The 19,804-nt window shown below is 70.2% G+C and carries 20 protein-coding genes and 1 pseudogene; 5 read left to right on the top strand and 16 right to left on the bottom strand.

What is annotated here, in order from left to right:
- Positions 1-406: 406 nt before the first annotated feature.
- Positions 407-766: a DoxX family protein gene (locus tag NMK44_RS25870; protein WP_254747188.1), complete on the bottom strand. Its 360-nt coding sequence runs from the start codon at positions 764-766 to the stop codon at positions 407-409.
- A 172-nt stretch (positions 767-938) separates the two neighbouring features.
- Positions 939-1,442, bottom strand: a complete 504-nt coding sequence (locus NMK44_RS25865) for a cupin domain-containing protein (protein WP_254747186.1) — start codon at positions 1,440-1,442, stop codon at positions 939-941.
- Positions 1,443-1,517: 75 nt separating this feature from the next.
- Here NMK44_RS25865 and NMK44_RS25860 point away from each other — a divergent pair, with 75 nt between their 5' ends.
- A complete protein-coding gene (locus NMK44_RS25860; protein WP_254747184.1) occupies positions 1,518-2,369 on the top strand; it encodes a LysR family transcriptional regulator in 852 nt (283 codons plus the stop codon).
- 290 nt (positions 2,370-2,659) lie between these two features.
- On the opposite strand, the gene NMK44_RS25855 is transcribed toward NMK44_RS25860, so the two are convergent.
- On the bottom strand, positions 2,660-3,541 hold the full coding sequence (locus tag NMK44_RS25855) for a GNAT family N-acetyltransferase (protein ID WP_254747182.1): 882 nt from the start codon (positions 3,539-3,541) through the stop codon (positions 2,660-2,662).
- A 368-nt stretch (positions 3,542-3,909) separates the two neighbouring features.
- Positions 3,910-4,875: an SMP-30/gluconolactonase/LRE family protein gene (locus NMK44_RS25850; RefSeq protein ID WP_254747180.1), complete on the bottom strand. Its 966-nt coding sequence runs from the start codon at positions 4,873-4,875 to the stop codon at positions 3,910-3,912.
- A 99-nt stretch (positions 4,876-4,974) separates the two neighbouring features.
- Between NMK44_RS25850 and NMK44_RS25845 the strand changes: the two genes are divergently transcribed.
- On the top strand, positions 4,975-5,433 hold the full coding sequence (locus tag NMK44_RS25845; protein ID WP_254747178.1) for an Lrp/AsnC family transcriptional regulator: 459 nt from the start codon (positions 4,975-4,977) through the stop codon (positions 5,431-5,433).
- A gap of 317 nt (positions 5,434-5,750) precedes the next feature.
- On the opposite strand, the gene NMK44_RS25840 is transcribed toward NMK44_RS25845, so the two are convergent.
- The 8 genes from NMK44_RS25840 to NMK44_RS25805 all read right to left on the bottom strand — a co-directional run bounded on the left by NMK44_RS25840 (position 5,751) and on the right by NMK44_RS25805 (position 13,392).
- Positions 5,751-6,818: an alpha/beta hydrolase gene (locus NMK44_RS25840; RefSeq protein ID WP_254747176.1), complete on the bottom strand. Its 1,068-nt coding sequence runs from the start codon at positions 6,816-6,818 to the stop codon at positions 5,751-5,753.
- 4 nt (positions 6,819-6,822) lie between these two features.
- Entirely contained in the window at positions 6,823-8,016 is a 1,194-nt protein-coding gene (gene pcaDC, locus NMK44_RS25835; RefSeq protein ID WP_254747174.1) for a bifunctional 3-oxoadipate enol-lactonase/4-carboxymuconolactone decarboxylase PcaDC, read from the bottom strand.
- On the bottom strand, positions 8,013-9,413 hold the full coding sequence (gene pcaB, locus NMK44_RS25830; protein WP_254747172.1) for a 3-carboxy-cis,cis-muconate cycloisomerase: 1,401 nt from the start codon (positions 9,411-9,413) through the stop codon (positions 8,013-8,015). The genes pcaDC and pcaB overlap by 4 nt, the downstream gene beginning before the upstream one ends.
- The gene (gene pcaG, locus NMK44_RS25825; protein WP_254747170.1) at positions 9,400-9,942 is read right to left on the bottom strand and encodes a protocatechuate 3,4-dioxygenase subunit alpha; all 543 of its coding nucleotides are present in this window, start codon (positions 9,940-9,942) and stop codon (positions 9,400-9,402) included. Before pcaG ends, pcaB begins: the two co-directional genes overlap by 14 nt.
- The gene (gene pcaH, locus NMK44_RS25820; RefSeq protein ID WP_254747168.1) at positions 9,942-10,697 is read right to left on the bottom strand and encodes a protocatechuate 3,4-dioxygenase subunit beta; all 756 of its coding nucleotides are present in this window, start codon (positions 10,695-10,697) and stop codon (positions 9,942-9,944) included. The genes pcaG and pcaH overlap by 1 nt, the downstream gene beginning before the upstream one ends.
- A gap of 6 nt (positions 10,698-10,703) precedes the next feature.
- Positions 10,704-11,894, bottom strand: coding sequence for a thiolase family protein (locus NMK44_RS25815; protein ID WP_254747166.1), 1,191 nt, complete (start codon positions 11,892-11,894; stop codon positions 10,704-10,706).
- A gap of 71 nt (positions 11,895-11,965) precedes the next feature.
- Positions 11,966-12,610 (bottom strand): 3-oxoacid CoA-transferase subunit B, encoded by a 645-nt coding sequence (locus tag NMK44_RS25810; RefSeq protein ID WP_254747164.1) that lies wholly within the window; start codon positions 12,608-12,610, stop codon positions 11,966-11,968.
- Positions 12,610-13,392 carry a CoA transferase subunit A gene (locus tag NMK44_RS25805; protein WP_254747162.1) on the bottom strand — a complete coding sequence of 261 codons (783 nt, stop codon included), beginning with the start codon at positions 13,390-13,392 and terminating at the stop codon, positions 12,610-12,612. Before NMK44_RS25805 ends, NMK44_RS25810 begins: the two co-directional genes overlap by 1 nt.
- A gap of 148 nt (positions 13,393-13,540) precedes the next feature.
- On the opposite strand from NMK44_RS25805, the gene NMK44_RS25800 reads away from it, so the two are divergent.
- The gene (locus NMK44_RS25800) at positions 13,541-15,202 is read left to right on the top strand and encodes an IclR family transcriptional regulator domain-containing protein (protein WP_254747160.1); all 1,662 of its coding nucleotides are present in this window, start codon (positions 13,541-13,543) and stop codon (positions 15,200-15,202) included.
- A 61-nt stretch (positions 15,203-15,263) separates the two neighbouring features.
- Here NMK44_RS25800 and NMK44_RS25795 read toward each other — a convergent pair whose 3' ends face one another.
- Both NMK44_RS25795 and NMK44_RS25790 read right to left on the bottom strand, forming a co-directional pair.
- The gene (locus NMK44_RS25795) at positions 15,264-15,758 is read right to left on the bottom strand and encodes an MFS transporter (protein ID WP_254747158.1); all 495 of its coding nucleotides are present in this window, start codon (positions 15,756-15,758) and stop codon (positions 15,264-15,266) included.
- Positions 15,759-16,160: 402 nt separating this feature from the next.
- Complete coding sequence (locus NMK44_RS25790; RefSeq protein WP_254747156.1) at positions 16,161-17,027, bottom strand: hypothetical protein; 867 nt, start codon at positions 17,025-17,027, stop codon at positions 16,161-16,163.
- A 323-nt stretch (positions 17,028-17,350) separates the two neighbouring features.
- Between NMK44_RS25790 and NMK44_RS25785 the strand changes: the two genes are divergently transcribed.
- Positions 17,351-18,046 (top strand): flavin reductase family protein, encoded by a 696-nt coding sequence (locus NMK44_RS25785; RefSeq protein WP_254747291.1) that lies wholly within the window; start codon positions 17,351-17,353, stop codon positions 18,044-18,046.
- 195 nt (positions 18,047-18,241) lie between these two features.
- Here the strand turns inward: NMK44_RS25785 and NMK44_RS25780 are convergent, their stop codons facing one another.
- Both NMK44_RS25780 and NMK44_RS25775 read right to left on the bottom strand, forming a co-directional pair.
- Positions 18,242-18,391, bottom strand: coding sequence for a hypothetical protein (locus NMK44_RS25780; protein WP_254747154.1), 150 nt, complete (start codon positions 18,389-18,391; stop codon positions 18,242-18,244).
- Between the two features lie 16 nt (positions 18,392-18,407).
- A pseudogene (locus NMK44_RS25775) lies at positions 18,408-18,521 on the bottom strand (PIG-L family deacetylase); the annotation flags it as partial.
- A 31-nt stretch (positions 18,522-18,552) separates the two neighbouring features.
- Between NMK44_RS25775 and NMK44_RS25770 the strand changes: the two are divergent.
- Positions 18,553-19,755, top strand: coding sequence for an epoxide hydrolase family protein (locus NMK44_RS25770; RefSeq protein ID WP_254747152.1), 1,203 nt, complete (start codon positions 18,553-18,555; stop codon positions 19,753-19,755).
- Positions 19,756-19,804: the final 49 nt, after the last annotated feature.

The raw sequence follows: 19,804 nt of genomic DNA, 5'->3' as shown, positions 1-19,804 counted from the left end.
GTGTGGGGATGACGGAGCGTCTGATGCGCGATGGCCTGTGGGAAATCCTTGTGCAGATTGCTCCTGCACTTCCAGTGCGTCCTCGAGGCGGGGCCGGAGGAAGGCTGAGGGCCCGGCAGTGCTCGCGGCGATCATTTACGTTGCCAGGACAGGCTGCTCCTGGCGGCAGCTCCCGCCCGTTTTGGGCGCCAAACGGTGCATCGGCGGTTCACTGGCTGGTCCAAGGCCAGGGTGTGGACCAAGCTACACCGCTTGGTGCTCGCCTTCCTCGGCGCTGGCGGAGGGTTGGACTGGTTCGCGCTACGCAGACGGCTCGGTCAGCGTCCGCGATAGATCTCAACACTCAGCGAGCAGCAGTATTCAGCTTCTGGAAAGTCGCATCCACCGGCCGAGGAACTGTGCTCGATCATGGCCTGGTAGCCAACCAGATGGTCACGGCTGCGGTGGCGGTGAGCCCGACGTTGAGTGTTATCCGGCGGTCTTCGCCGGTCAGGTGGACGGCGATCGCACCGGTCTGCAGGAGGACAAAGCCGATGGCCGCGGCCGGCGCCAGTAAGGGAGCGATGCCGGTCAGCGGCGGCAGGATCAGGCCGGTCGCGCCGAGTATCTCGACCGTCCCCAGCGCCCTGAGAGCGGGCAAGGGTACGCGGTCGACCCAGGCCATCATCGGGCGGAGTTGATCACGGCTGCGGAACACCTTCAGCGTGCCTGCGTAGATGTAGAACATGGCGAGCAGCCCCGCGACGGTCCAGTAGGCGATGTTCATGGTTCCCCTTCATGGGCCACCACCGGTTCGGCGGCCCGTCGAGTGCGTCGATTGCCAGGCAGGCCCCTGGAGAAGGCCCGGTCCGTCGTCCGAGGGGTCCGGGCACGAAAGGCGGGAGCATCACGGCACCGCCGGTCGAGAGGAGTCGGCCGGGCCGTTCCGTCCCGTCGGTTCAGGCGAGGTCGGTGGCGGGCTCGGTCGCGTAGCGGCTCATCGCGTCGGCGTTGGCCTGTGGCGTCAGGGGCTGGCCGCCGGCGAGCACGTCCTGGAGGTCGCGGAAGTACTGCACGTACAGGTCGGGGGTGAATGTGCTGAGCATGACGGCGGGTTGGTCGGTCAGGTTGGCGAAAGTGTGCGGGGTGCCGGGCGGAACCATCACGAGCGTGCCCTTGGTGATGTCGTGGTCCTCGTCCCCGACGGTGAACCGCACGGTGCCGGAGAGGATGTAGAAGCCCTCGTCGTGTTGGGCGTGGCGGTGCTGCGGTGGTCCCTGGGTGTGCGGGGCTAGGACGGACTCGGCGATCGCGAGGCGGTGCCCGGTGTGGCTGCCGTCCTCCAGAACGCGCATACGTGTGATGCCCAGAACGATCGTCTCGCCCTCGCCGGGGCCCATCACCGATACGGCGGGGGCGGCGGTCCGCGGCTCGCTGGTCTTCACTTCTTCGCTCATGTTCATGAGTTCACCGCCGAGGCCCCGGGGCTGTCCAAGACCTGTCCTGCAGCGCCGATACCTCATGGGTATCGTTGCAGTGTGGAGCTACGGACCTTGCGCTATTTCGTGGCGGTCGCCGAGGAACTCCACTTCGGCCGGGCCGCCACCCGACTGCACATGAGTCAGCCGCCGCTGAGCCGAGCGATCAAGCAGTTGGAGGCCGATGTCGGGGCCCTGCTGTTCGCCCGCTCGCCGGCCGGCGTCACGCTCACTCCCGTGGGCACAGTGCTGCTCGAAGAGGCGCGAGCCCTGCTCGACCATGCCGACCGCGTCCGTGTACGTGTGAGCGCTGCGGTCGGCGTCGCGACCATCACCGTCGGCATCCAGGGCGACGGCACCGACCGGGGGGTGTCCAAGCTGGCCGCCGCCTACCGCCGAGACCACCCCGGCATCGACATCCGCATCCGTGACACCGATCTGACCGACCCGACGTGCGGACTGCGGGCCGGACTGGTCGACATCGCCCTGACCCGAGCGCCGTTCGACGAGACGGCCCTGACGGTGCGTGCGCTGCGGACCGATCCGGTCGGCGTGGTCCTGCGCGCCGACGATCCGCTGGCCCGCCGCGACCGGCTGCGGCTGGCTGAACTGAGCGACCGCCGCTGGTTCCAGTTTCCGCAGGACACCGACCCCATCTGGCAGTCGTACTGGAACGGCGGCACGCCACGCGAGGGCCCAGTGGTACGCGCCGTCCAGGAATGCCTGCAGGCCGTGCTGTGGAACGGCACGGTCGGCCTGGCCCCACTCGGACACGACCTGCCCGCGGAGCTGACCGCGGTACCGCTGACCGACATGGCGCCGAGCCGAGTGGTGGCGGTGTGGAACGAAGGTGACACCAACCCGCTGATCCGGTCCTTCATCGAGATCGCGACCGCCGCTTACCGCCACTGAGCGCAGGCAACCGATGCTAGCGCGGCTGAACCATTCGAACGCCGTGGCCTCCGGGGGGGGGTGCCTCCCGAGGTGGTCAGCTTCTACTGCTCCTTCTCGCGCACAGAGCCGGCAGCCCCACCGACAGTGGCACCCAGCGACCGCGAAGTGGCCGACGGCCTCCTGCTCCTGTGGCGCGTTGCCGAACGCGGCATGGTCCCGGCCGCCCAGGAGAGCGAGGACCCGCCCGGTGACACCTGACGGCGAAGTCGGGATGGGCCCGGGGCACGCCTCGAGCCCATCCCGCTGCCTCACAGATCGAGCTGATACTCGAGTGTCCGGTGTGTCGGTTCGTAGCCGAGCATGTCGTTGATGTTCTTCATGGGCCGGTTGTTGTCAGCGGTATCGGTCAGCAGGCCACCGAGCTCGGGGTGGCACTCGCGGGCCTGTCGGATCGACTCGGCCTTCATCCACCGCCCCAGGCCGTGTCCACGATGTTCGGGCAGAACACCGGTTCCGTAGTGCTGGCCGTCGCCCTTGCCGTCGCCGGGGACAACCAGCTCGGTGAACCCGACGATCGAGCCGTCCGATTCGTCGACAGCAACGACCGTGTGCAACAGCTCGCCTCGCTCTTCGATGGTCCGCGCGGCGGCTCGGACCCGGTCCACGTCCCAGGTCACCGTCCCGTAGTCGGTGTCGTCCATGGGCATGTCATCCATGGCGCGACGCGATACGGCAAACGTGTGAGCGAGGTCGTCAGGAACCATCCCGTGCCACGACGCCAGCCGGTATCCGGGATGCGGCCGCTCAATGACCTTGTGGAGAGCCGTGATGTCCACTCCGGCCAGTGGCAACCGGGCAAACGTCAAGGTGAGGACCTTGCGGAAGCCCCGAGTCGGCAGGAAATGAGCGCCAGAGGATTCAGCCTCGGCTTGGGCGAGAACGCAACGTCGGCGGTTTTCTCGGGCAGCGGCCACAACCTCGTCGAGGAGGCGCGAACCGATGCCGTGGCGTCGCTCGACCGGATGCACATGAAGTTTCAGTTCGGCCAGGTGCTCCTGCCCGGCATTGGTGAAGAGACGCAGAAAGGCCGAACCGACAGGAATTCCGTCGGCATCGGAGGCCAGCCAGGCCAGCCGGTAGCTGGACAGACCACGGTGGGGATCGGTCAGGGGGGTGATACGAATCGACAAGAGGTCTCCGTCGTGAGGAGGTGGCAGGTGATGGAACGCGGATGCAACTGCTGAGAGCTCGTGCGCATGCGCTGCACACCTCCTTGTCGACGACGCCGGTCCGGTGAAACGCGGACAGCCCGGGAGAACCTAGCTACTCCTGCAGGCCGGCGGCAAGGCAAATTCGAGAACGGTACTCGGTCACGTGATTGAGACCGGCACGGGACCGGGCCCGCCGTCCAGGAGGCCCGCCAGGTGCGGGCGATCCAGCAGAGCGAGGGCGAATCCGGCAGACTGGACTCTCCCGGCCCCGGCAACGCGTCATCGCCCCGGCCGCCTGGACGTGTTTCCCGGCTACGCCTCACACCGCTGAGCCGGGCGCGCTGTCCTCACCGGCACCGGGACTCCGGGTCCAGCCAGGGCATGCGCCCCGGTCCGGTCGGGTGCGTACCTGTGACCCCCATGACCACGGAGTAGAGGCTGGTCTGTGCGGTGATGAAGAGGCGGTTGCGTTTGGCGCCGCCCCAGGCGATGTTGGCAACCGCCTCGGGTACGTCGAGCCGTCCGATCAGCGTGCCGTCGGGGTCGTAGCAGTGCACTCCGTCGTCCATCGCGGCCGCCCAGAGCCGTCCGCCGTCGTCGAAGCGGAGGTTGTCGAAGCGGGCCGCCGCACGGGTCCCGGCTTCGGCGAAGATCTCGCCGTCCGACAGCGTGCCGTCGTCGCGTACGTCGAAGACCCGGATGAAGCCCGCCCGGGTGTCGGAGGCGAAGAGCCGCCGCTCGTCGTGCGAGAAGACGAGGCCGTTCGGAGCGCCGAAGCAGTCCGCGACCAGCCGCACTTCGCCGGTTGAGGGATCGATGCGGTAGACGTTGTTGGAGCCGATCTCGCTCTCCGCGCGGTAACCCTCGTAGTCGCTGGTGATGCCGAAGTCCGGGTCGGAGAACCATATGGAGCCATCCGACTTGACCGCCGCGTCGTTCGGGCTGTTCAGTCGCTTGCCCTGCCAGCGGTCGGCCAGCACCGTGACCGTACCGTCGTGTTCGGTCCGGGTCACCCGACGGTTGCCCTGCTCACAGCTGATCAGTCGGCCCTGGCGATCGAGAGTGTTGCCATTGGTGTGTCCGGCGGAGCGGCGGAAGACGCTCACGGAGCCGGTCTCCTCGTCCCAGCGCAGCATCCGGTCGTTGGGGATGTCGCTCCAGACCACCTGCCGCCAGGCCGGCAGGTAGATGGGCCCCTCGGCCCAGCGGCAGCCGGTGTACAGGACCTCCAGGCCGTCATCGCCGTTCATGCAGCGGCCGGTACGGAACCGGTCGTCGAACATCTCGTACAGGGCGGGACGCTCGCTGGTCATGTCAGTCCTCATTCCGATACATGCCGAATCTCCTTCGGCATGTTAGTGAGATTGCAGGATGAGATACGGTGACGGCAAGCCAAACCCGAATGGAGAGTTGTGGATCACATCGATCGCACCCTGCTGACGCACCTGCAGCAGGACGCAACCCAGTCCTACGCCGCGCTGGGCAAGGCCGTGGGCCTCTCCGCCGGGGCCGCTCACGAACGCGTGCGGAAACTGCGGGAGCGCGGCGCGATCCGGCGCACCACCGTCGAGGTGGACCCGGCGGCGGTGGGCAATGCCGTTCTGGCCTATGTGATGGTCAACTCGGACGCGTGGATGGGAGATTCAGCGGAGGACTTCGCCGCACTGCCGGAAATCATGGAGGCGCACGTCATCGCCGGGAGTGCGTCGGTGCTGGTGAAGGTGCGGACGTCGACCACCGAGCAGCTGCAAGACGTCCTGCGCCGGATCTACGCGATCGAGGGGGTCAGCGGGACGCAGGCCACCGTGGTGCTGGAGACGTTCTTCGAGCGGCCGGTCTCGCCTCGGATCGTCGACGCCGATCAGGAGTGATCGCGCGAGGGACAGCCCCGCGCACCGATGCCCCGGCAGCCGGAAAGCGGCTGCCGGTGCATCGGCGAATACGTGGAGCGGAGGGGCTCCCGGACTCCCGAATTCCGAGCAACCTGGCCGTAGATGAAGCTCGCACAGGTCCCGAATAAAGGAGGACGACTTGGCGGATCACCGGGGTCCTGCTGGCGCTGCGGCAGGACCTCTCATACGTCTCCGCGCGAGTACAGGCCGGCCGTGCTCCTACCCGGCGGACCGGGCTCACGGCACCCAGCCGCGGTGCCGTCGCAGCGGCTGGGTGCGGTCCGCACAAGCGAGTGTCAATGCCCGCCGGTGCCGAGTGCGCTCCTCAGGAAGGTGACGACGGTCTGCCATGTGGGGTGTGCCGGGGCGGGGCGTGTGGTGTGGCCGTCGCGGGTGGTCTCCTGACGGGCGCCGCGTCGCGTGTCGTCGTCGCTGAGCATCTGCAGGAATGTGCCGTGCCGGGCGTCGGGGAAGGAGAAGAACCGGGCGTCCTTGCCCACGGAGGCCAGCTTGTCGAAGAGCAGCCTGCTCTGGTGGTGGGGCACGAGCTGGTCCTGCTCACCGTGGAACATCAGGAACGGCGGGACCTGCCGCTTGCCGATGTAGGTGAGCGGGCTGGCCGCGGCGGCCTTGTCGGGACAGTCGTTGATGGCACAGCCGAGCAGTCGTGATTCGGGCGACTTGGGGCCGCCGTGACATGCGCTGGGCAGGGAAGCGCCCCTTCGCGGTGTGCAGTCGCTGAGCATGTGCTCGTCCATCCGCAGGAAGTCGGTGGGCGGGTAGAACGGCACGGCCGCCTGGACGGCGCTGGAGGGGCCGCGGACGCCCACGGTGCCTTCCAGCTTGGGAACGTCCCCGGTCACGGCTGTCATCGTGGTGGCCCAGCCACCGGAGGACTCGCCCATGATGGCGAAGCGGTGTGGGTCCAGGTGGTACTTCTCGGCGTTGGCGCGCAGCCAGCGGATGGCGCCCTTGATGTCATGGAGCTGTGCGGGGAACCGTGCCTGTGCGCTGGAGCGGACCGCCACACCGGCCACGGCGAATCCGTGCGGGTTGAGCCGCGCCGCGACCTTGTCGGCGTCCATCCTGCCGTTGTCGGCCATCCAGCCCGAGCCATGCGTGAAGATCACCAGCGGGAGCGGGCGGTGCGACCGGGGAACGTACAGGTCCAGCTTGTGCCCCTGGGTGCCGGAGGGCTGAGCGGATGCGTAGGAGAGGTCCTTGGTGACGTCGACATCGTGTGACGAGGCCGCGGGGGCGGTGCGGGCCCGTACCGTGACGGCCACAGCGGCGGCGACCAGGGCCATCAGCAGGACGAGGAGGGAGACTTTGCGGAACGGTGTTCGCACGAGGCGGCGAAGCATGACGTCACTCCGTTTCGGACGGGTTCTTGTGCGTGCCGGGGACGGGCGCGTTGTGTCGGAGGTCGTCGTGGATAAGGGGTTCAGCGACGGCGAAGGCCGCATTGGCTGCGGGGACGCCGCAGTAGACAGCGGTCTGGAGCAGCACCTCCTGGATCTCGTCCGGGGTGAGCCCGTTGCGCAGCGCCGCTCGTACGTGCAGGGCGAGCTCTGTGTGGTGACCGCCCGCGACGAGGGCGGTGAGGGTGATGCAGCTTCGGCTGCGGCGGTCCAGGCCGGGGCGGGTCCAGATCTCGCCCCAGGCGTAGCGGGTGATGAAGTCCTGGAAGGCGGCGGTGAACGGGCCGGCACGCGCGGTGGCACGGTCGACGTGGTCATCGCCGAGGACCGCGCGGCGCATGGTCGTGCCCGCCGCGCGGCGGGCGTCGTCATGCGGGGCCGGGGCACCGAAGTGGTTCTGGAGGGCGGTGAGTACCGCCTGTGGCTGCTCGACCAGAGCCAGGTGGGAGGCGGCGGCGAGCTCCAGCAGGGTGGAGCCGGCGATGCCGTCGGCGAGCTCGCGGGCGTGGGCGGGTGGCGTGGCCGGATCGTCGCGTCCCGCGATCACCAGGGTGGGTGCGGTGACGGTGGACAGCTCGGCCCGCAGGTCGTAGCGGGCGAGTGCGTCGCAGCAGGCCGCGTATCCGGCCGGGTCGGTGTCGCGTAGGTCGGCGACCAGTGCGGCGGTGGCCGCGTTGGTGAACCCGGGGGTGAACCAGCGGCCCGGCGCGGTGCCGACGAGGGCTTCGGTGCCCTGGGCGCGCACGAGGGCGGCACGCTCCCGCCAGTCGGCGGGCTCGCCGAAGCGGGCCGAGGAGCACACCAGCCCCAGCGCCGCGATCCGTTCGGGAGCGTGGACGGCGAGGTGCGTGCCGACCGCTCCGCCGAGCGAGACACCGGCGTAGGCGAACCGCTTCACGCCGAGGTGGTCGGCGAGGGCGAGCACCTGATCGGCCAGGTCGGCGACGGTGGCGCCGGGCCGGGCGAGCTCGGCGGGCGACCCGCCGTGGCCGGGCAGGTCCCAGCGGACCACCCGGAAGTGCCGTGCCAGGGAGGGAAGTTGTGCGTCCCAGACGGCGAGGGAGGTGCCGAGAGAGGGTCCGAGCAGCAAGGTGGGACTGTCCGCGGCGCCGTCGATGCGGTGGTGCGGGAGGTGTGTCACGGGTGGTCCTGGTGTTCAGGCGGGGCCCTGTGTGCCAGGGCGCGGTCGACCAGCGCGGATGCCGCGCCGAGGTAGGTCTCCGGGTCGGTCAGGCGACGTATCCGGTCGTGGTGGTCCGTCAGCGCAGGCTCCTCCTCCAGCACGGAGGCCAGGCCGCGGCCTTCGGCTGTGGCCCGGTGGGCGGCGTGGGTGAGGAGTTCCCTGGCCGCCTCGCGACCGAGTACCGCACCGAGTTCGGCGGCAAGGCGTTCGCTGACGATGAGGCCCCCGGTGAGGTGCAGGTTGTCCCGCATGCGGTCGTCGCGGACCCGGAGGGCCTCCACGAGTTCGGCGGCGTTGCGGGCCGCTCCTCCTGCCAGCCGGAGCAGTTCGCGGAGGGCCTGCCACTCGGCGTGCCAGGCTCCGGCGGGCCGGTCGTCCTCCGCGATGAGCGACGCCGACAGCACGGAGGCCAGAACGGGCGCCTGGCGCGCGGCGGCGGCGATCAGGACGGCCCGCACGGGGTTGCTCTTGTGCGGCATGGCCGAGGAGTCCCCTCCCCCGCCCTCGGCCAGCTCCCCGATCTCCGTTCGGGAGAGCACCAGGACATCCGCCGCGAGTTTACCGAGCGCGCCGGAGACGAGGACAAGTCCGCTGCCGAGGTCGGCGACCGGGGTGCGCAGGGTGTGCCAGGGCAGCACGGGTTCGGCGAGTCCGAGTTCGCGGGCGTAGGCATCCGACAGCGCGGGCCCGCTGCCGGGCGCATCGGCCAGGGTCTCGAACGCCGCCAAGGTGCCTGCCGCCCCGCCGAGTTGGGCGGGCAGGCGGAGGGCGTCGAGCCGGTCGACGGCGTCCAGGACCAGGCTGCGCCAGCCGGCTGCCTTGAGCCCGAAGGTGGTCGGGACGGCGTGCTGGGTGAGGGTGCGTCCCGGCATGGGGGTGGTCCGGTGCCGGTCGGCGAGCCGCCCGAGGGTGTCGGCCGTTCGCCGCAGGTCCGCGGCCACCCGTGGCAGCGTGCGCACCGCCACCAGCACGGTGGCGGTGTCCATGATGTCCTGGCTGGTCGCGCCGCGGTGCACGTACGGCGCGGCGTCGGCGGGCAGTGCGGCCTTCAGGTCGGCGATCAGGGGGACGACGGGGTTGCCGCTCCTGCGGGCGCGTACCGCGATGTCCCGCAGGTCGAAGCGATCCGCGCGGGCGGCCGCCGTGATGGCGTCGGCGGCGGCTGCGGGCGCGTGGCCGAGGGTGGTCTGGGCCCGGGTCAGGGCGGCCTCGGCGTCCAGCATGGCTTGCAGGAACGCGCGGTCGCCGGTGGCCGCTTCGACGTCCGAGGCGACCCGGACCGGGGAGAGCAGGCCGACATCGGCGACGGCGTCCAGGGGCGCGTGGGCCGGGGTGGGGGCTTCAGCGGAAGTCAAGGAAGACCGTCTCCTCAGGGCCTTGCAGCCGGATGTCGAAGCGGTGGGTGCGGGGGCCTTCCCGGTCGGTGCGGAGCGTCGCACGCCGTTCGGGGGCGAGGCCGGCGAGCAGCGGATCGGTCGCGTCCGGGTCGAGATAGGCGCGGGTGAACAGGTGGTGCAGCAGCCCGCGGGCGAACACGCAGACGGACAGGTACGGCGCACCGGAGGGCGGGAGCGTGCGGATCGCCCAGTGCCCGTCGGCATCGGTGGCGATGCGGCCGAAGCCGGTGAACGTGACCCCGTCCCGGCCGGCGAAGCCGCCGGTGGCCGGATCACGGCGCAGGGAGCCGGGACGGCCGGCCCGGCCGTCCCCGGGTTGCCAGAACTCCAGCAGCGCGTCCGGGATCGGCGCGCCCGCGCCGTCGTACACGTGGCCGTGCACGGTGATGGCGTCGGGATGTCCTGCCGGGGCGATCTCGCCGCCGCCGGGGAAGGGCAGGGCGTAGCCGTAGAACGGGCCCACGGTCTGGGAGGGGGTGGGGTGCATCAGTGGTCCTCCTCGGTCCAGGTGGCGGTGGGGCCGTCGAGGACGATGTCCCAGCGGTAGCCGAGCGACCATTCGGGGACGGTGAGGTCGTGGTCGTAGGTGGCGACCAGGCAGGCGCGCGCGGCGGATGAGGTGACGGACTGCAAGATGGGGTCGTAGGGGAAGAGCGGGTCGCCGGGAAAGTACATCTGGGTGACCAGCCGCTGGGTGAAGGCGGTGCCGAAGAGCGAGAAGTGGATGTGGGCGGGCCGCCAGGCGTTGTGGTGATTGCGCCAGGGGTAGGCGCCGGGCTTGATCGTGGTGAAGGCGTACCGTCCCTGGTCGTCGGTGAGGCAGCGGCCGGCGCCGGTGAAGTGGGGATCGAGGGGGGCGGGGTGCTGGTCGCGCTGGTGCGCGTACCGGCCTGAGGCATTGGCCTGCCAGACCTCGACGAGCTGTCCGCAGACGGGCCGCCCGCCGCGGTCGAGCACGCGGCCGGTGACGGTGATCCGTTCACCCAGGGGTTCGCCGGTGTGCCCGCGGGTCAGATCGGCGTCGAGTTCGGTGACGTCGGTGGTGCCGAAGACCGGGCCGCGCAGTTCCGCCGCGTCCGGGTCCCCGACGGCGACGAGCGGCTGCCGGGGGTGGCGCAGCAGGCTGCTCCGGTAGGGGGCGTAGCCGCGGTCGGGGTGGTGGGCGGTCCCGCTGGTCGCGGTGTCCGTCGCGACGAGCTGGGCTATCTCCTGGGAGATGTCGTGCTGGGTGGGGAGGGTCATCGGGGCCTACCTTTCGAGGACGATCGCGAGGCCCTGGCCGACGCCGATGCACAGGGTGGCGAGTGCGGTGCCGGAGCCCGCCGCGGCGAGTTGGTGGGCGATGGCGCCGGTGATCCGGGCACCGGACGCGCCGAGGGGATGGCCGAGGGCGATCGCACCCCCGCGGGGGTTGACCACCGCCGGGTCGAGGTCCGGCCAGGCGCGCAGGCAGGCCAGGGCCTGGGCGGCGAAGGCCTCGTTCAGTTCGAGGGCGGTCAGGGCGCCGAGGTCCCGGCCGGCCTTGTCGAGGGCTCGGCGGACGGCCTCGACGGGGCCGGTGCCGAAGTACTGTGGTTCGAGGGCGCTGACGGAGCAGGCGCTGATCCGGGCGAGCGGTTCGCGCCCGGTGACCTCGAGTCCGGCGGCGTCGGTGAGCAGCAGCGCGGCCGCCCCGTCACTGAGGGGTGAGGAGTTGCCGGCGGTGACCGAGCCCGCCGGCCGGAAGGCCGGCCGGAGTGCGGCGAGGTCGTGGGCGGACGTGGCTTCACGGATGGGCTCGTCGCGGGCCAGGTCGATGCCCTGGACGGGTACCACCTCACGGTCGAACAGGCCATCCTGCCAGGCGCTCGCGGCCTTGCGGTGGCTGCCGAGGGCGTAGGCGTCCTGGTCCTCGCGCGTGACGCCGTGGCGGTCGGCGACCAGTTCCGCGCCTTCTCCCAGCGGGACCGTCCAGGCAGCGGGCATCTTCGGATTGACCATCCGCCAGCCCAGGGTGCTGGAGTAGAGCTCCTGGTGGCCTGCGGGGAAGGCGCGTCCGGGTTTGGGCAGTACCCAGGGGGCGCGGCTCATCGATTCCACACCGCCGGCGATCACGAGCGAGGTGTCCCCCACGGCGATCGACCGGCAGGCCTGGATCACGGCCTCCATACCGGAGCCGCAGAGCCGGTTGACCGTCACACCGGGCACCGTCACCGGCAGTCCTGCCAGCAGGACCGCCATCCGGGCCACGTTGCGGTTGTCCTCGCCGGCGCCGTTGGCGTTGCCCAGGAACACATCGTCGATCCGGGCCGGGTCGAGCTTCGGCGTGCGGTCGAGCAGTGCGCGCAGTACACCGGCGACGAGGTCGTCGGGGCGGACGGCGGAGAGCGCGCCGCCGTACTTCGCGATGGGGGTGCGGACGGCGTCGACGACGTAGACGTCGCGAAGACGCTCGGTCATGAGGAGCTCCTGTGGCTGTACGGGTACTCATGGGGGGCGTGCGGTGCCCCGGTCGGTCGGTCCCAGGCTGTTCAGCGTGGGGAGACGGCCACCCGGACGGGCGCGGCCGTCTTCGCCAGCACCTCGTCGGGGCCGACACCGGGGGCGGTTTCGATCAGGGCGAAGCCGTCCGGCGTGATGTCGAGGACACCGAGGTCGGTGATGACCCGGTGGACGCACGCACGGCCGGTGAGCGGCAGGCCGCACTCGGCCACGAGCTTCGGCGAGCCGTCCCGGGCGGTGTGTTCGGTGACGACGATGACCGTGCGGGCCCCGTGGACCAGATCCATCGCGCCGCCCATGCCCTTGACCAGCTTTCCGGGGATCATCCAGTTGGCCAGGTCTCCGCGGGCGGAGACCTGCATGGCTCCGAGGATCGCCGTGTCGATGTGGCCGCCGCGGATCATGCCGAAGGAGAGCGAGGAGTCGAAGAACGACGCCCCGGGCACCACTGTCACGGTCTCCTTGCCGGCATTGATGAGGTCGGGGTCGACCTCGTCCTCGTAGGGGTAACGGCCCACGCCCAGCAGCCCGTTCTCCGAGTGGAGCGTCACGTCCACGTCGTCGGGCAGGAGACCCGGCACCAGCGTGGGCAGTCCGATCCCGAGGTTGACGCAGGAGCCGTCGGTGAGTTCGGCCGCCGCGCGGGCGGCGATGTCGGTGCGCGTCCAAGCCATCAGGCTCGCACCGCCTCTCGGTCCGCGCGGACCGATACCGTCCGATTCTCGATGGGCTTGTCGGCCGCCTGCGCGGGGGTCAGCGCCAGGATCCGCTGCACGAAGACACCCGGGAGATGGATCTCATCGGGGTCCAGCACGCCGGGCTCGACCAGTTCCTCCACCTCGGCGATGGTGACCCGGCCGGCCATCGCGGCCAGGGGATTGAAGTTGCGGGCCGCCTTGTGGAAGACGAGATTGCCGTGCCGGTCGCCCCTCGCCGCGTGGACCAGGGCGAAGTCGGTGGTGATCGCATACTCCAGGACGTGGCCACGGCCGTCGAACTCGCGCACCTCCTTCCGCGGTGAGGCCACCGCCACGCTGCCGTCCGGGGCGTGCCGCCAGGGAAGGCCGCCGTCGGCGATCGGGGTGCCGACCCCGGCCGGCACGAAGAACGCCGGGATGCCCGCACCCCCGGCGCGCAGCCGCTCGGCCAGCGTGCCCTGCGGGGTCAGCTCGACCTCCAGCTCGCCGCTGAGGTACTGCCGGGCGAATTCCCGGTTGTTGCCGATGTACGAGCCGGTGACGCGGGCGATCCGCCCGGCGGCGAGCAGGATGCCGAGGCCGCTGCCGTCGACACCGCAGTTGTTCGACACCACGCTCAGCCGACCGGGTCCGCGGTCGTGCAGCGCCTGGATCAGCACGTTCGGCACACCGCTGAGGCCGAATCCGCCCACGGCCAGCGAGGCCCCTTCGGTGATGTCACCAATGGCGTCGGCGGCCGTCTTCCGGACTTTGTCCATGAGAGCCTCGATGATTGTTCGCAGAGTGAATTTTAGTTCATAATTAATGGCTGCGAGAGTGTGCGCCTGTGCGGGGTGTCTGTCAACCTCCGCTTCGCCCGCTCGGCCAGTACGGTTGCCCGAAGCCCGCCCCGAGAACAGAGCCGCCATGCCGACCACCGAACCCCCCGTCCCCGCCGAAGCAGTGGGTCCGCTGATTCGCGGCATCACCGTGCTGCGCGAGCTCACCGCGGCGGACGGCCGTCAGAGCCTCGGCACCCTGGCCCGCGAGACGGCCCTGGCCCGCTCCACGGTGGACCGGATCGCCACCACCCTGATCCGCATGGGATACCTCCGGGCGATCGGCCGCGACGTCGCGCTCACCCCCCGCCTGATGGAGCTCGGCAACGCCTATCTCGGTGCCACCGGGCTGCCCGATCTCCTCGGCCCGCACGCCGACCGCCTCGCCGACGCCCTGGACGAATCGGTGTCCATCGCCGTGCCCGACCGCGACGGCATCCGGTTCGTCCACCAGGCCACCCGCCGCCGCGCGATGTCCCTCACCTTCCGCATCGGCGATCTGCTCCCCGCCGAGCGGACCGCCCACGGTCAGGTGTTCGCAGCCGACTGGACCGAGGAGCAATGGGCCCACTGGCGCGAGCGATGGGAGGCGGACCCGGAGAACCTGCGCTTCCCGGCCGTCCCGCCGTTCCGCCGCCCCGAGGGCTTCCTCGCCGAGACCGCCGCCCTCGCCCGCGAGCAGGGGTGGGCGATGGACGACCAGCTGATCGAGCCGGGCCTGATCGCGCTCGTCCTGCCGGTCCGCGGCCCCCGGGGAGGGCCCGCCGTCTGCGGGGTCAGCGTCGTCAGCCACACCAGCCGGCACAGCGCCGGATCACTGCGCGAGGCCGTCCTGCCCGCCCTGCGCGAGACGGTGGCGGCCATGGAGGACGACCTGCGCAGCGCCCCACCGGCCGAACCGGCCCGGCTGTCCCCCGACGCCATCGGGTCGGGGGCATGGACGAAGGCGTCCAAGCATGAGCTCGGAAGGGAATTCGTGGAGGCGCTGGCGCGGGGACTGACCGTGCTGACCGCGTTCGGCCCCGGACGCGCCGAGTTGTCGCTCACCGCCGTCGCCGAAGCCACCGGCCTCGCCCGGGCCACCGTCCGGCGGGCCCTGATCACCCTGGCACATCTGGGCTACATCACCACGCGGGGAAGGGACTTCAGCCTCACCCCGCGCGTGCTCGACCTCGGCTTCGCACCGCTGTCGCGCACGCCCCTGTCCCGCATCGCCGAGCCCCACCTCGCCGACCTGGCCGTCGCGGTCCAGGACTCCGCCTCCCTCGCCGTGCTCGCGGGCGACGACGTGCAGTACACCGCTACTATCGCCACCCGCCGCGTCCTGAGCGTCAATGTCACGGTCGGAACCCGGCTCCCCGCCTTCGTCACTTCCCTGGGCCGCGTCCTGCTCGCCGACCTTTCTCCCGCGGAACGCGCCGCCCGGCTGGAACGGGCCGACCGCACTCCCCTGACCAGCCGCACCGTCACCGCCCCGGCCCGGCTGAGCCGGCTGCTGGGGGCGACCGCACAGGACGGATACGCCTTCGTCGACGAGGAGCTGGAAGAGGGGCTGCGCTCGATCGCCGTCCCGATCCGCGACCGCACCGGACGGGCGGTCGCCGCCGTCAACATCTCCACGCACACCAGCCGCCGCAGCCCCGCGCAGTGCCGGGAGGAACTGCTTCCCGCACTGCGCGAGGCCGCCGCCCGCATCGAGGAGGACCTGCACACGGCCGGTCGTCACGTGCGGACCGACACCACCGCCTGAGCCCGCCGTATGCGTCGCCGCTCCCCCTCCGCCACGCCCGCGCCGCCGCGCGGCGGGCCCGTCAGACCTCCGCCCTGGCGACCGCCGCGGCCTTCTCCCGGGAGACGAGCGGGACGAGCGCGATGGCCACGGCACCGAGGACGCCGGCCAGGGCGAAGGCGGTGAAGCCCCAACTCTGGTTGCCGCTCGCCGCGAGGACACCGCCCAGCCAGGGACCGGCGACCGCACCGGTACGGCCGACACCGGTGACCCAGCCGAGCCCGGCCACCCGCTCACTCTCCCGATCGACGGTGTGGGTGGTGGCGTACACCATGACCTGCGCGCTGAACAGCCATACCCCCGTGAACGCCACGACGGCGTACATCACCGCCAGCGGCATCCGCGACTGGAGCAGTAGTGCGCCGACGGCGGTCAGCACGAACCAGATCGCCGACACCCGCACCGGACCGAAACGGTCAGCCGTCCAGCCCGCGATCAGCAGGCCGACGATCCCGCCCGCGTTGATCACCAGCAGAAAGCTGATCGAGGAGGTGAGCCCGTATCCGGAGCCCCGCACATCTGGGGCAGCCAGGTGCTCATCCCATAGACCAGCATCAGCCCGCAGAAGCCGGCCGGCCACAGCAGCGGGGGTTCCCCACGACTCGCGCCCGAACAGTGCCCGCACCGCTGCCAACCGGGATGACTGGAACAGCGAAGTCCCCGCTCACGAAGCGAAGGTCACCATCAGGGTGGACGACAACGCGGTGAGCCCCGGCAGCCAGCCAGTGGCACACGGCGGGTCGAGCCGTGCTGCATGTCCAGCCGCTCCTGCGTGACGGTCTTGCCGTGAAAGCGCCGCCGAGGCGGGCTGGCCCCCCGTGCGCTCTGCTTGTCGATCAGCAGGTGCGGGTGGGGGTGTCGGGCCAGCGTCAGCGCCGGTGTTCCAGCCAGGCACGGACGTTCGCCGTCGTACCTCGGGTTACAGCAGGCGTGCGAGAGGCAGCGTCGCGATGTCGGGAGCGGGCCGGGAGACATACAGGTCGGTGTGGTAGTAGCCGTCCGCTTCCTTGCCGGCCGTGTGCAGTCCGTTCACAGCCAGGGCGTCGAACGCCGCGTACCGCTCGGAGCTGTCGGCGAAGCGGCGCTGCCTGAAGGTACGGGTGGGAAGTTTCTCCGTCACCAGACCCGAGCGGGCCAGAAGATCGATGATCGGCTGGTAGGGCACGGTGCGCAGCACAAACGCCGCGACCCACGGCGGGGTCGGCATGGAGTCGAGAAGCCTGGTGAAAGTCCTGGTGAAGACGTAGCCGACGCCGCCCGTGACAGTGATGAGGTCCGTGCCCACCAGTGCGCGGCGCAGGGCGGGGCTCGGTTCGGTGACTTCGAGGTTCTCCGCGAAAGCGTGGTCGAGCAGGCCGACGGCGCGGGCGTATGCGACGGCCCGGGCTGCCGAGTCGATGCCTGTCGCCGTTGCGGCTTTCGGGCTGCGGCACGCTGCGAAGAAGGTCCGGTCCTCGGCCACGAGGTGCCAGGCCGGCAGCGCGGAGAGGCGGTGAGAAGTGTACCGGGCGAACAGGTCCGCCAGAGTGACATGGTGGTTGAGGAGGGCTGTATTGATCCCGTAGGAGCAGCACAGGTCCACCACGTTCAGTGGTGTCCGGTCGGGGTGCAGACAGCGCAAGCCACGGGCCAGTGCCCGGAAGACGGCCTGGCCGTGGTGGGGTATCTGGTACTCGAGGGATTGCAGGGTTGCAAAGTACGGACGGGGGTCGGGACAGTCGTAGATTTCGTTGAAGTTTGCTTTGCCCCAGTCGGCATTCGCGGTGTTGCTCGCTCCTGCTGCCATGAGCATCTCCTGACCTGCGTCGGCCGGTGGGAAGAACCCGATGGCCGCAGGGATACGAGGCCAGCGCCTGTGCGCTCGGCAGGCCACGCCACGGTCTCACTATGCACTCTCCGGCGCCAGGCGGCAGCTCGGAGGGGCTAACCGGGTGACTACGTCCGTGACCGGGGCCTTGGTGCGGCCTGTCCCCGGCCGGGGACAGGGACGGGGACGGTTGCCGGGCTCCGCGCGCACCTGGTGCGCGCGGAGCCCGGGTGTCCGTACGCTCCGTTGTGGCCGTGATGCTTCGGCTGCTGCCGAAGCGACCGGATTCTAGGCTGCCCGCCATGAAACCAGCACCGTCCCGTCATCTGCCTGCGGAATCTGTCGTCACACATCTGGAGATCGAGCCGAGCATCCTGTACTTCGGGACCCCGGTAGTGCTCCTGTCGACAGAAAACCAGGACGGCTCATTCAATCTCGCCCCCATATCCTCCGCATGGGCGCTCGGACGGACGGTCGTGATCGGACTGGGCCGCGACGGGCAAAGCGCGTACAACCTCAGCACCCGGCGCGACCTGGTGATCAACTTGCCCGCTCCCGGCCAGTGGCAGGCGGTGGAACAGCTGGCGCCCCTGACCGGCAGGAATCCGGTGCCCTCGACCAAGGCCGAGGGGTGCCGCTTCGAGCCGGACAAGTTCGGCGCGGCAGGGCTGACCGGAAAACCGTCCCACCTGGTCCGGCCACCGCGTGTCGCAGAATGCCCGATCCAGCTGGAAGCCCGCGCCGAGCGGGTGCAGCCGGCCCTCACCGGAGCTTTCGACATCGTCGAGGCCGTCGTATGCAAGGTCCACGCCGACTCCCGCGTGGTCGTACCCGGCACTGATCACATCGACCCCGCCGCCTGGAGCCCCCTCATCTACAACTTCCGCCACTACTTCGGACTCGGCCCGGAACTCGGCCACTCCTACCGAACCCGGACATCGCGCAGTTCCGAACGGCCCGCCACGGAGCACGTGCCCGTGAGCGCCCCGTCCCGTTGAGCCCAGGTCCGAGCAGCGCGGCCCATGCCCACCACGATGACGAACCGAAACGACTCTCAAGCGGCGATACCAACGGCCCAAACGTACGGATCCGCTCAGTTTCCGTACAGCAGGAACCGCCGACCTGGACGATCCCTTGTGCTGGTGAAGCCCCGGCCAGAGCCTTCACCAGCACAAGGGACGACTTCGTGCTACTCAGTTGGCGATGCCGACGGGGTGGACCTGGATCTCGTCGTCGTACGGGCCGGCCAGCTTCCGCGACACGCTGTGGGTCTCGTTCGGCGGCGTCACAATGATGTGGGTCGGGGACGCCAGGCTGTCGCCACTGAAGTCGACCTCACCCACCTTCTGGTCCGGCGGATCAGCGCAGTCCGGCGAAGAGATCGTTCTCGGGTACGGCCGCGCCGGTGGCGTCCTGGACACGTACGAAGGTCTCCATGCCCATCAACTCGCCGAACCTCTCCTTGTCGATCTTGAAGGTGGCAGGCCACCTAAGCTGCACGACCATGACGACATCACCGGACGACAGCATGCGACCGTTCCGAGTCGACATCGCGGACAGCGACTTGGACGACCTGAAGAACCGCCTCGACCGCACCCGCTGGCCGGACGAACTGCCCGATGTCGGCTGGGCCTACGGTGTTCCGCGTGACTACCTGCAGGAACTCGCACACCACTGGCGCCACACGTACGACTGGCGGGCGGCGGAGACTCGTCTGAACCAGTGGCCGCAGTTCATGGCCACGATCGACGGCGCAAACATCCACTTCGCACACATCCGCTCCCCGGAACCGGATGCCACGCCGCTGATCATCACCCACGGCTGGCCCGGCTCCATCGTCGAGTTCGAGCGGATCGCCGGACCGCTCACCGACCCCCGGGCGTACGGCGGCGATCCTGCGGACGCCTTTCATCTGGTCCTGCCCAGCATCCCCGGCTTCGGGTTCTCCGGCCCCACCCGGGACAGGGGCTGGGAGTACCACCGTGTCGGGGCTGCCTTCGCCGAGTTGATGCGCCGCCTGGGCTACCACCGTTACGGGACGCAGGGCGGCGACTGGGGAGCGGCGATTTCCCGCGAACTGGGCCGTATCCGCCCCGACCACGTCATCGGCGTCCATCTGAACCTCATCCCCGGTGCCGGCGCGACAGCCGAGCCGACCGAGGAGGAACTCGCCGCCCTCAGCCCAGCGGAACGTGAGCGGGCCTGGGCCTCCTGGGAGCGTATGCAGGCGTGGAGCCGCGACAAGCAAGGCTATGCCGACATCCAGTCCACGCGTCCGCAGACCCTCGCCTACGCACTCACGGACTCCCCGATCGGCCAGCTCGCCTGGATCGCGGAGAAGTTCAAGGAGTGGACGGACTCCGCCGACCGGCCGGAGGACGCCGTCGACCGCGATCATCTCCTGACCAACGTGATGCTGTACTGGCTGACCGGGACCGCCGGGTCCTCCGGGCGTATCTACTATGAGCGCGCTCACGCCGCCTACTCGGGAAAGCCGCTGGAGCCCTCGACGGCCCCTACCGCGTTCGCCTCCTTCCCTCAGGACAACTTCATCGCCCTGCGCCATATCGCCGAACGCACCAACAACATCGTCCGCTGGACGGAGTTCGCCCGGGGAGGCCACTTCGCCGCGATGGAAGAGCCGGACCTGCTCGTCGGCGACATCCGAGCCTTCTTCCGCAGCCTGCGCGACGCGGCCCCGTCCTGACCGAAGTCAAATTTGAACGCCGAATTATCCGGAATCTCTGAACAGTTTG

This window comes from Streptomyces cucumeris, assembly GCF_024295805.1.
GTDB classification, from domain to species: domain Bacteria; phylum Actinomycetota; class Actinomycetes; order Streptomycetales; family Streptomycetaceae; genus Streptomyces; species Streptomyces cucumeris.
The sequence above is the reverse complement of the archived record's forward strand: the minus strand, read 5'-3'. Positions and strand labels throughout refer to the sequence as shown.